This window comes from Enterobacter sp. Ag1 (genome assembly GCA_000277545.1).
Taxonomy (GTDB): Bacteria; Pseudomonadota; Gammaproteobacteria; order Enterobacterales; family Enterobacteriaceae; genus Cedecea.
This window is the reverse complement of record AKXM01000060.1, coordinates 23,134-35,082: the sequence shown is the minus strand read 5'-3', so window position 1 is coordinate 35,082 and position 11,949 is coordinate 23,134. Positions and strand designations below refer to the sequence as shown.

The 11,949-nt window shown below is 54.6% G+C and carries 9 protein-coding genes; all 9 read right to left on the bottom strand.

Annotation, left to right across the window (positions count from 1 at the left end):
* Positions 1 to 6 precede the first annotated feature (6 nt).
* Entirely contained in the window at positions 7 to 240 is a 234-nt protein-coding gene (locus A936_RS21975) for a YgdI/YgdR family lipoprotein (protein ID WP_008461706.1), read from the bottom strand.
* 139 nt (positions 241 to 379) lie between these two features.
* Entirely contained in the window at positions 380 to 3,604 is a 3,225-nt protein-coding gene (carB, locus tag A936_RS21970) for a carbamoyl-phosphate synthase large subunit (protein ID WP_008461705.1), read from the bottom strand.
* Positions 3,605 to 3,622: 18 nt separating this feature from the next.
* Positions 3,623 to 4,771 carry a glutamine-hydrolyzing carbamoyl-phosphate synthase small subunit gene (gene carA / locus A936_RS21965; RefSeq protein ID WP_008461704.1) on the bottom strand — a complete coding sequence of 383 codons (1,149 nt, stop codon included), beginning with the start codon at positions 4,769 to 4,771 and terminating at the stop codon, positions 3,623 to 3,625.
* A 458-nt stretch (positions 4,772 to 5,229) separates the two neighbouring features.
* Positions 5,230 to 6,051, bottom strand: coding sequence for a 4-hydroxy-tetrahydrodipicolinate reductase (gene dapB / locus A936_RS21960; RefSeq protein WP_008461703.1), 822 nt, complete (start codon positions 6,049 to 6,051; stop codon positions 5,230 to 5,232).
* A gap of 159 nt (positions 6,052 to 6,210) precedes the next feature.
* Entirely contained in the window at positions 6,211 to 7,128 is a 918-nt protein-coding gene (rihC, locus tag A936_RS21955) for a ribonucleoside hydrolase RihC (protein ID WP_008461702.1), read from the bottom strand.
* A gap of 71 nt (positions 7,129 to 7,199) precedes the next feature.
* The gene (gene ispH / locus A936_RS21950) at positions 7,200 to 8,150 is read right to left on the bottom strand and encodes a 4-hydroxy-3-methylbut-2-enyl diphosphate reductase (protein WP_008461701.1); all 951 of its coding nucleotides are present in this window, start codon (positions 8,148 to 8,150) and stop codon (positions 7,200 to 7,202) included.
* The gene (fkpB, locus tag A936_RS21945) at positions 8,131 to 8,601 is read right to left on the bottom strand and encodes an FKBP-type peptidyl-prolyl cis-trans isomerase (RefSeq protein ID WP_008461699.1); all 471 of its coding nucleotides are present in this window, start codon (positions 8,599 to 8,601) and stop codon (positions 8,131 to 8,133) included. The genes ispH and fkpB overlap by 20 nt, the downstream gene beginning before the upstream one ends.
* Positions 8,602 to 8,604: 3 nt before the next feature.
* Positions 8,605 to 9,111 (bottom strand): signal peptidase II, encoded by a 507-nt coding sequence (gene lspA / locus A936_RS21940; protein ID WP_034810165.1) that lies wholly within the window; start codon positions 9,109 to 9,111, stop codon positions 8,605 to 8,607.
* The gene (gene ileS, locus A936_RS21935) at positions 9,108 to 11,924 is read right to left on the bottom strand and encodes an isoleucine--tRNA ligase (RefSeq protein WP_008461696.1); all 2,817 of its coding nucleotides are present in this window, start codon (positions 11,922 to 11,924) and stop codon (positions 9,108 to 9,110) included. The genes lspA and ileS overlap by 4 nt, the downstream gene beginning before the upstream one ends.
* Positions 11,925 to 11,949 lie beyond the last annotated feature (25 nt).

Below are 11,949 nucleotides of genomic sequence, written 5' to 3'. Positions count from 1 at the left end.
TCTTAACTAGTTATCCAGCTCGCTCATCTCTTTCACCTGATCGCGGTTGATCTGCTCGGTTTTACCCGTTTCGGCATTTTTGTACGATACCAGACCCGTGTCTTTGTCGACCTGCGGTTTGCCGTCGGTCACGATCGTTTTGCCATCGCTGGTTTTAACCGCCTGATTGGACGAGCAGCCCGCTACAGTCAGCAGCGTTGCGGCAGTGAAGAGGGAAGCAAGTAAAGTTCGTTTCTGCATGGTGTTCTCCCTGCGTGTTTAGTCATTTTCAGTTGTGTGCTGGTTAACTGTAGACCATCTCGCTGGGTATAAAGTAAAACGGCCTCTTTTCAGAGGCCGTTGGCGTTATTTTCGGAACATTCTTTCAGGACGAGAAAGCTTAGCCCTTAATTTGGGCATGCATTTCCTGCACCGAAATCACCTTCTCGGTAGCATCGGCATTCAGCGCCATCGCCGTGGCGAAACCGCCGTTCAGCGTGGTGTCATAATGCACTTTGTACTGCAGTGCGCTGCGGCGAATCAGCTTGGAGTCTTCAATCGCCTGGCGGCCCGCGGTGGTGTTGATGATGTAGGTGTATTCGCCATTCTTGATACGGTCCTGAATGTGCGGACGCCCTTCATGCACCTTGTTCACCAGGCGTGGGTTAATACCCGCTTCGCCCAGCACAATCGCTGTACCGTGGGTCGCATCCAGCTCAAAGCCCTGTTTCAGCAGCTTCGCGGCCAGGTCAACTACGCGCTCTTTGTCACCTTCACGCACGGAGAGAAGCGCGCGGCCTGGCTTACGCATGGTGGACTGGCTGCCCAGCATCGCTTTAGAGAAAGCTTCTGCGAAAGTACGCCCCACGCCCATCACTTCCCCGGTAGAGCGCATTTCTGGCCCTAACAGCGGGTCAACGCCCGGGAATTTGTTGAACGGCAGCACCACTTCTTTCACCGAGTAATAAGGCGGGATGATTTCTTTGGTGACACCCTGCTCAACCAGCGTTTTGCCTGCCATAACGCGAGCGGCAACTTTTGCCAGCGGCACGCCCGTCGCTTTAGAAACGAACGGCACGGTACGCGCGGCACGCGGGTTCACTTCAATCAGGTAAACTTCATTGTCCTTCACCGCAAACTGCACGTTCATCAGGCCACGCACCTGGAGCTCAAAGGCCAGTTTCTGCACCTGCTGACGCATCACATCCTGAATTTCCTGGCTCAAAGTGTAAGCCGGCAGAGAACATGCCGAGTCACCGGAGTGAACGCCCGCCTGCTCGATGTGTTCCATGATGCCGCCAATCAGCACGGTTTCACCGTCGCAAATGGCATCCACGTCCACTTCGACCGCATCGTCAAGGAAGCGGTCAAGCAGCACCGGCGCGTCGTTGGAAACGCTAACCGCGGTCTGGAAGTAACGGCGAAGGTCTGCTTCGTCGTAGACGATTTCCATCGCGCGGCCGCCCAGCACATAGGAAGGGCGAACCACCAGCGGATAGCCAATCTGGACGGCTTTCTCTACCGCCTGCTCGATAGCCGTTACGGTGGCGTTAGCAGGCTGCTTCAGCTTCAGGCGCTCAACGGCGTGCTGGAAGCGCTCACGGTCTTCTGCGCGGTCGATAGCGTCCGGGCTGGTACCGATAACCGGCACACCCGCCGCTTCCAGCGCACGAGCCAGTTTCAGCGGAGTCTGGCCGCCGTACTGTACGATGACACCTTTTGGTTTCTCAACGCGGACGATTTCCAGCACGTCTTCAAAGGTGACAGGCTCAAAGTAGAGGCGGTCGGAGGTGTCGTAGTCGGTAGACACGGTTTCCGGGTTACAGTTAACCATAATGGTTTCGTAACCATCTTCACGCAGCGCCAGCGAGGCGTGTACGCAGCAATAGTCGAACTCGATGCCCTGGCCGATACGGTTTGGTCCGCCGCCCAGCACCATGATCTTGTCACGGTCATGGTTCGGGTTCGCTTCACACTCTTCTTCATACGTGGAGTACATATAAGCGGTGTCGGTAGCGAATTCTGCCGCACAGGTGTCTACGCGTTTGTAGACAGGGTGCAGGTTATATTGCTCGCGCAGTTTGCGAATTTCAGCTTCACGAACGCCAGCCAGTTTAGCCAGGCGTGCATCCGCAAAACCTTTGCGCTTCAGCATACGCAGGAAGTCATGGTTCAGGCCGGTGATGCCCACTTCAGCCACCTGCTCTTCCAGACGCACCAGCTCTTCAATCTGCACCAGGAACCAGCGGTCGATGTTGGTCAGATTGAACACGCCATCTACGGACAGGCCCGCGCGGAATGCGTCAGCCACATACCAGATACGCTCTGCGCCAGCGTCTTTCAGCTCGCGGCGGATTTTGGTCAGCGCTTCCGGGTCATCCAGGCTGACTTTCGGGTCAAAGCCGGTAGCGCCCACTTCCAGGCCACGCAGCGCTTTCTGCAGTGATTCCTGCTGAGTACGACCGATAGCCATGACTTCACCCACGGATTTCATTTGGGTGGTCAGACGGTCATTTGCGCCAGCAAATTTCTCGAAGTTAAAGCGAGGAATTTTCGTCACAACATAGTCGATGGACGGTTCGAAGGATGCCGGAGTGCGGCCACCGGTGATGTCGTTCATCAGCTCATCAAGGGTGTAACCGACTGCCAGCTTCGCGGCAACTTTAGCAATCGGGAAGCCCGTCGCTTTAGACGCCAGCGCTGAGGAACGGGACACACGCGGGTTCATCTCGATGATAATCAGGCGGCCCGTTTTTGGGTTCACGGAGAACTGAACGTTCGAGCCGCCGGTTTCCACGCCGATTTCACGCAGTACCGCCATCGAGGCGTTACGCATGATTTGGTATTCTTTATCGGTCAGCGTTTGCGCTGGTGCCACGGTGATGGAGTCCCCGGTATGAATCCCCATCGGGTCGAAGTTTTCGATAGAGCAGACGATGATGCAGTTGTCGTTCTTATCACGCACCACTTCCATCTCGTACTCTTTCCAGCCAATCAGCGACTCATCAATCAGCAGCTCTTTGGTTGGGGAGAGATCCAGGCCGCGCTCGCAAATCTCTTCAAACTCTTCGCGGTTATAGGCGATGCCGCCGCCGGTGCCGCCCATGGTAAAGGATGGACGAATGATGCACGGATAACCCACGTCTGCCGCAACCGCCAGCGCTTCTTCCATATTGTGCGCGATACCGGAACGAGCGGTGTCGAGACCGATTTTTTTCATCGCAATGTCGAAGCGACGACGGTCTTCAGCCTTGTCGATAGCATCGGCGGTAGCGCCGATCATGGTGACGCCGAACTCTTCCAGTACGCCCTGACGCTCAAGCTCCAGCGCGCAGTTCAGCGCGGTCTGGCCGCCCATGGTTGGCAGCACCGCATCCGGACGCTCTTTTTCGATGATTTTGCGTACCACTTCCCAGTGAATTGGCTCGATGTAGGTTGCATCCGCCATTTCCGGGTCGGTCATGATGGTGGCCGGGTTGGAGTTCACCAGAATAACGCGGTAACCCTCTTCACGCAGCGCTTTACAAGCCTGCGCGCCAGAGTAGTCAAACTCACAGGCCTGGCCGATAACAATCGGGCCCGCACCGAGGATCAGGATGCTTTTTATATCTGTACGTTTTGGCATGGTCTTCTCGGCTCCTGATTATTTAGCGGTAGAACGGTATTGCTTAATCAAATCGATAAAGTGGTCAAACAGCGGTGCAGCGTCGTGCGGCCCCGGGCTCGCCTCAGGGTGCCCCTGGAAGCTGAACGCGGCTTTATCGGTACGATGAATCCCCTGCAGGGTGCCATCGAACAGTGATTTGTGGGTTACGCGCAGGTTAGCAGGCAGCGTGGCCTCATCAACCGCGAAACCGTGGTTCTGCGCGGTGATCATCACGCAGTCTTTATCCAGGTCTTTTACCGGGTGGTTGCCGCCGTGGTGACCAAACTTCATTTTTACGGTGTTGGCACCGCTGGCCAATGCCAACAGCTGGTGGCCAAGGCAGATACCAAAGACAGGAATTTCTGTCTCCAGGAAGGATTTGATTGCGCTGATGGCGTAGTCGCACGGTGCCGGGTCGCCAGGGCCGTTAGAAAGGAAGATGCCATCCGGGTTCATCTTCAGCACGTCTTCCGCTGGCGTTTGAGCAGGTACCACCGTCAGGCGGCAGCCTCTGTCCACCAACATACGCAGAATATTGCGTTTCGCGCCGTAGTCATAAGCCACTACGTGGAAAGGTAACTCTTCGGTTTTTGCCGCTTCTGGCAGGTCGCCTTCCAGCGTCCAGCTCCCCTGCTGCCAGGTGTAAGCTTCTTTCGTGGTGACTTCTTTAGCGAGGTCCATGCCGTTCAGGCCAGGGAATGCTTTGGCTTTTTCCAGCGCCAGGGCCGCGTCTACGTTATCGCCCGCGATGATGCAGCCGTTCTGGGCACCTTTTTCACGCAGCAGGCGGGTCAGCTTACGGGTATCAATATCGGCAATCGCCACGATGTTATGGCGCTTAAGGTAAGAAGAAAGGTCTTCCTGACTTCTGAAGTTGCTGGCAATCAGCGGCAGGTCACGAATGACGAGGCCTTGCGCATGAACCTGGGAGGATTCTTCGTCGGCTTCATTGGTGCCGACATTACCGATATGAGGATAAGTAAGAGTGACGATCTGGCGGGAGTAGGAAGGATCAGTGAGGATTTCTTGATAACCGGTCAATGAGGTATTGAAAACGACTTCACCCACTGCCGTACCCGATGCCCCAATGGCCCGACCGTGGAATTGGGTTCCGTCTTCCAGAACCAACAGCGCTGACTTAATCAAAACGTCCTCCAGGGAATAAACATTCAATTTATTCGCATATTAATTCAAAACTAACGCCTGAATCAAATGCAAAAAGCGTCTGCCCTACGGATTTTTGGCAAACGGCGGCATTCTAGAGACAAGCCGGGTAAAAGTCTACCTCAAGACGAAGTTTTTATGTCTCTTTTGCCGCTCAGAGTAAAAATATCTGATTTGAAGGTCAAAATAGCCAACTAACCTGGGGAAAGTAATCGGTTGCTGACCATGAATACTGGGAAAGTGGAGAGAGAACAGTGAAAAAGTGGACCAAGTGGTCAAAATTAACATTACAACAACACAAAAACAGATGATAGCAACCAATTTAATGGATTACATATATAAATTAATATCAAACATTTAAAAAAACAAAAGGGTGAAATTAATCACCCCAAAATCAATCAATTAAAAACAATAAACCACATTCATAAGGATGCATTTAACTACAAATTATTGAGATCTAGCACATCTCGCATATCAAAAATACCGTTCTTCTTACCTTTAAGCCATGAAGCTGAACGAACTGCCCCATTAGCAAACGTCATACGGCTGGAAGCCTTGTGGGTAATCTCAACCCGCTCGCCAATATCTGCAAACATCGCGGTATGCTCCCCGACGATATCGCCCGCACGCACGGTGGCAAAACCGATAGTGCCAGGCACACGTTCACCGGTATGGCCTTCGCGGGAATAAACTGCACAATCTTTAAGATCTTTGTCCATCGCCTGAGCAATCGCTTCACCCATCGCCAACGCGGTGCCTGACGGGGCATCCACCTTGTAGCGGTGGTGCGCTTCGATGATTTCGATATCGGTGTAATCGCCCATGACTTTTGCCGCTTTCTCCAGCAGCTTCAGCATGACATTCACGCCCACGCTAAAGTTTGCCGCGAAAACAATCGGGATCTCACGCGCCGCATCGTTAATGGCCTGCTTGCCGGCCTCATCAAAACCCGTCGTGCCGATGACCATGCCTTTGCCATGCTTGAGGCAAAATGCCAGGTGAGCCAGCGTTCCCTCAGGGCGAGTAAAATCAATAAAAACGTCGAAATCGTTAGCGACCGCATCCAGGTTATCGCTTACCAGCACCCCTGTTTTTGCCACGCCGGCCAGCTCACCCGCATCGCTACCGACCAGGGAAGAACCCGGACGCTCAAGCGCCGCCCCAAGCTGAACGCCATCCAGCTGTAAAGCCGCCTGAATTAACTGGCGCCCCATACGGCCGCCCGCGCCCGCGATGGCTACGCGAATCTGTGCATCATGCATATCATTACTCTTTGGTTAAATAATTCGTAAAAACGTTATCAGGTTAACCAGCCCTCTAGCAGGCCGCCAGCCGAAAACACCCATAATTAGAATTTACTGTCATGGCCCGGCAGTTATCAATAACGCAGATAATTCCCCTGCTTTTAATGGGATAATTATTCACGGTGCCAACGCCAGAACTTCAGCAACCCACGCCTGAAAACCTGGAATATCAATATCCAGCGCAACCTGTGCATTGGCCGGACGTTCGAGACGATGTTCGAGATCCACCACTGTCGTTCCGCTGGTATAAGTACCGTGCGTTTCTACCGCGACAAAGCAGGGGAATGTCTGGAACAGCTCGGGCTTCACCAGCCACGCAATGGCGGTCAAATCATGCATTCGCAGCCCGGTATCCATGCTGCCGCTGCGGTAATGACTGAATAGCGCGTGCAGCATCTTCCCGGTGCGATTCAAGGCTGGCAGCTGAGCCAGAAATTCAGGCGCAAGCATTGCACGATTTGTCACATCCAGCCCACACATGACGATATCCAGCCCGCTGTCAAAGACGCGTGCTGCCGCCTCAGGATCAATGGCCATATTAAATTCAGCCGTCGGCGTAAAGTTGCCCCGCCCCGCAGAGCCGCCCATCATGACCACGCGTTTAATATACGTCTTACATTCAGGGTACTGCGTCAGCAGCATGGCAACGTTAGTCAATGGACCAATGGTAACCAGAGTCACCGGCTCATCGCTGCTTTTCAGACAATCGTACATGGCCTGGAATGCGGGAATTGGCAGTTCACGACGAGATGTTTCGGTGAAGACATACCCTTCCATTCCCGACTCGCCGTGTACGTAAGCTGCATCCCGCAGCGGGCGCAGCAGCGGGACAGAAGCCCCTTTCGCCACGGGCGTCTCTTTCTGCCAAAACTCCAGCAGTTGAAGAGCATTACGCGTGGTTTTGTCCACCGAGACATTTCCAGCCACGGTGGTGATGAGTTTCAAATCTAGCTGGGGTGCAAACAAAGCCGCGGCAAGGGCAACCGCATCGTCGATACCGGGGTCAGTATCAAGAATAATCGGGGTTCTGGTCATGCTGTTCTCCATAAAAAATGCCAGCGGGCATACACCAGCTGGCATCTTCTCATAAACGGAAACCTGCGACGCTAATCCACTTCACGGATGTCCACGCGCAGTTCACGCGGCACTTCAAAGACGATATTCTCTTCGCGCCCTGTCAGCTCCTTAGCTTCGCTCCCGCCAAGTTCGCGCAGGCGAGCAATGACGTTTTGCACCAATACATCAGGCGCAGAGGCCCCGGCGGTAACACCGACGCAATTCACGTCTTTTAACCAGGACTCCTGAATATCAGAAGCATCATCAATAAGCCAGGCGGCTTTCCCCATCCGCTGCGCCAGTTCGGCAAGACGGTTGGAGTTCGAGGAGTTTTTGGACCCTACCACCAGCACAACATCAGCTTCCGTGGCCAGCGCCCGAACCGCTTCCTGACGGTTGGTCGTGGCATAACAAATGTCGTCTTTACGCGGGCCGATAATTTTCGGGAAACGCTGACGCAGGGCGTCAATCACATCCGAGGTATCGTCCACGGAAAGCGTAGTTTGGGTCATAAACGACAGATTGCTTTCGTCTTTGACTTCAAGCGTCCAGACATCGTCCGGTGACTCCACCAGGTACATGCCCCCTTTCGGGTTGCTGTACTGGCCCATGGTACCTTCCACTTCCGGGTGGCCAGCATGGCCAATCAGAATAGACTCTTCACCACGGCGGCTGGCACGCGCCACTTCCATATGCACTTTAGTCACTAACGGACAGGTGGCATCGAAAACTGTCAGCTCACGGCTCTTCGCTTCGTTACGCACCGCCTGAGAAACACCGTGCGCGGAGAAAATCAGGATAGCGCCGTCCGGCACTTCGCTAATTTGCTCGATAAAAATCGCTCCGCGCTCGCGCAGGCTGTCCACCACATAGCGGTTATGCACCACTTCATGACGAACGTAGATAGGCGCGCCGTAAATCTGCAGCGCGTTTTCCACAATGCTGATAGCGCGGTCGACCCCAGCGCAAAAGCCTCTGGGATTAGCCAACAGGATCTGCATTCAACGCCTCCAGGACCGGATCAACTTCCAGCACTTCAATATCAAAATGGATAGTCTGCCCGGCCAGCGGATGGTTAAAGTCTACGGTGATAGAATCACCGTTAACTTCACGCACCACGCCCGGCATTTCGCTGCCATCCATTGCGGTAAAGAGCATGATAGCGCCCGGCTCCGGTTCGCCCGCTTCGACAAACTCACGGCGCGAGAAGTACTGGATCATATCCGGGCTTGGAATGCCAAAAGCTGCTTCTGGCGCCAGCGAGAACGCTTTTTTGTCGCCAGCTTTCAGGCCAACCAGTTGGTCTTCCAGGCCCGGCGACAATGTTTCATCCCCAAGGCGAAATAGCGCAGGTTTACCGTTAGCGCGGGTTGACTCCGCGGTGGAGCCATCCTCAAGCTTAAGCGTAAAGTGCACCAGCACCGCGCTGTTGGTTTGTACGGACTCAACCATGGATTACCCTTTTTGCTTCGCGGGCTTGTCGGAGGAAACAATGAATCCCTCCAGCACAATCAGCGCCGCACCGATACAAATTGCGGTATCGGCCAGATTGAAGGTGGCAAAATGCCAGTCGCCAACGTAGAAATCGATCATGTCGACGACAAAACCGTGCCACAGGCGATCGAACAGATTCCCGAGCGCACCGCCAATGATTAACGCATAGGCGATGTTATTCAGTTTCTGGCTGGCTTTAGCGCGATACATCATCCACACCAACGCTACACAGATACCGATAGCGATACCCGCGAAGAACCAGCGCTGCCAGCCGCCTTTGTCGGCCAGGAAGCTAAACGCTGCGCCATAGTTACGCGCATAGTGCAAATTCAGGGACGGGAACAGGGATACCGTGTCCCCCAGCATGAAATGCTGGAGGATCAGATATTTACTGCCCAGGTCCACAATCAGCACTACCACCACCAGCCACAGCCAGCGCAATCCGGTAGAGAAAATGGGTTTCATCAAGCAAACTTACGTTGTTCGCCGTCACCGGCTACGTTGCTGACACAGCGGCCGCAGATTTCTGCGTGTTCCGCTACCTGACCGATATCGGTGGTGTAATGCCAGCAGCGCGGGCACTTCTCACCGTCGGCTTTACGCAGAGCCACTTTCAGCCCTTTGAGGATTTCGCTCTGCTGAGCGTCTTCACTCGCCTGCGCATAATCGGCAACCGCAGCCCCGGAGGTCAACAGGACAAATCGTAATTCGTCGCTCAGGCTGTTCAGCCTGGCCGCCAGCTCTGCGTCAGCGTACAGCGTCACTGCCGCTTCCAGAGAACCACCGATGCGCTTATCAGCACGAGCCTGCTCGATAACCTTGTTCACTTCACCACGAACGGTCAGCAGCGTGTCCCAGAACTCACCGTTCATCGCTTCGTTTTCCGCCAGGCCAAACAGACCTTCGTACCATTCACCGGTGAACACATACTTCTCGCGAGAACCTGGCAGGTAGCCCCAGATTTCATCGGCGGTGAAGGACATGATCGGCGCCATCCAGCGGACCAGCGCTTCAGCAATGTGGTACAGCGCGGTCTGGCAGCTGCGACGCGCCACGCTGTCCGCTTTCGCGGTGTACTGGCGGTCTTTGATGATGTCGAGGTAGAACGAGCCCATCTCCACGGAGCAGAAGCGCATCAGGCGCTGCACAACTTCGTGGAAATCGTAGTTTTCGTAAGAGGCGATGATATCCGCCTGAGCTTCTTGCGCACAGCCAACGGCCCAGCGATCCAGCACCACCATTTCCTCCGGTTTCACCATATCGGTTTCAGGATTGAAGCCGTTAAGGTTGGCCAGCAGGAAGCGGGCGGTGTTACGGATACGGCGGTAAGCGTCAGCGGAGCGTTTCAGGATCTCGTCGGAAACGGCCATTTCGCCAGTGTAATCGGTAGATGCCACCCACAGACGCAGAATGTCCGCGCCGAGTTTGTTCATCACGTCCTGTGGGCTAACGGTGTTGCCGATAGATTTGGACATCTTGCGGCCCTGACCATCCACGGTAAAGCCGTGGGTCAGTACCTGACGGTAAGGCGCTTTGCCTTTCATCGCCGTGGAAATCATCAGGGAGGACATGAACCAGCCGCGATGCTGATCCGAGCCTTCCAGGTACATATCCGCCGCGTGGCCGTGGAATTCTGGACGCACGTCAACAACGGAAGAGTGAGTAGATCCTGAATCGAACCAAACGTCCAGGGTATCCGGCACTTTAACGTAGTTGTCTGCGTCATCCCCCATGATGTCGCGCGGATCGAGATCCCACCACGCCTGGATGCCATCTTGCTCAACGCGCTTAGCGACTTCTTCCATCAGCTCGAGCGAACGTGGGTGCAGTTCTTCGGTATCTTTGTGCACGAACAGTGACATCGGCACGCCCCAGGTACGCTGACGCGAGATACACCAGTCAGGGCGATTTGCCACCATGGATTCGATACGCGCCTGGCCCCAGTCAGGGATCCACTGCACGCCTTTGATCTCTTTCAGGGACTGCGCGCGCAGGCCTTTCTGATCCATGCTGATAAACCACTGTGGCGTTGCACGGAAGATGATCGGCGTTTTGTGGCGCCAGCAGTGTGGGTAGCTGTGCAGCAGTTTTTCAACGTGCAGCAGAGCGCCTTTGTCACGCAGGATGTTAACGATCAGGTCGTTCGCTTTGAACACCTGAACACCGTCCAGACCTTCATAGGTCCCTGGCAGATAGCTCCCGTCCGGGCCAACCGGGTTCGCGATTTCCAGGCCGTATTTCTGGCTGATGGTGTAGTCGTCCGGGCCGTGACCACCGGCGGTGTGAACCGCACCTGTACCCGCGTCCAGGGTAACGTGATCGCCCAGAATAGCCGGGACGTCAAAGCCCATGAACGGGTGCTTAAAGCGCAGCAGCTCAAGCTCAGCGCCTTTCACGGTACCGAGAACCTGGTAATCAGTTACGCCAGCACGCTTCAGCACGCTTTCCAGCAGGTCTTTCGCCACGATCAGCGCCTGGCCTTCAATCTGCACCAGTACGTAATCGAACTCGGCGCCCAGAGAGATAGCGCGGTTAGCTGGCAGCGTCCACGGCGTTGTGGTCCAGATAAGCAGAGAGACCGGGCCATTAACGGCAGAAGCACCAAACTTAGCTTTCACCGCATCGGCATCAACGGCATTGAACGTTACGTCAATGGACGGGGATGTTTTGTCGTAATACTCAACTTCGGCCTCCGCCAGCGCAGAACGGCAGTCCACGCACCAGTGAACCGGCTTAGCACCTTTGTGCAGGTGGCCATTGCCGATGATTTTGCCCAGCGCACGAATGATGTTGGCTTCAGTATTGAAGTCCATGGTCAGATAAGGACGCGACCAGTCGCCCAGCACGCCCAGACGGATGAAGTCTTCGCGCTGACCGTTAACCTGATTAGCGGCGTATTCGCGGCATTTTGCACGGAATTCTGCTGCGGTGAATTTCTCGCCCGGCTTGCCAAATTCCTGCTCAACCTTAAGCTCGATTGGCAGACCGTGACAGTCCCAGCCCGGCACGTACGGCGAGTCGAAGCCGGAAAGCCCTTTAGATTTGATAATAATATCTTTCAGAATCTTGTTAACTGAGTGACCAATGTGAATGCTACCGTTCGCATAAGGAGGGCCATCATGCAAAATAAAGGTTTTTTTGCCTTTTTTCGCATTACGGATGATGCCGTACAGATCGTCATCATTCCAACGCGCCAGCATACCCGGTTCGCGCTTGGCTAAGTCGCCGCGCATCGGGAACCCTGTTTCAGGCAAATTTAGGGTAGATTTAAAGTCACTCATTAGATTCTCGGTTCCGTATTTCGGT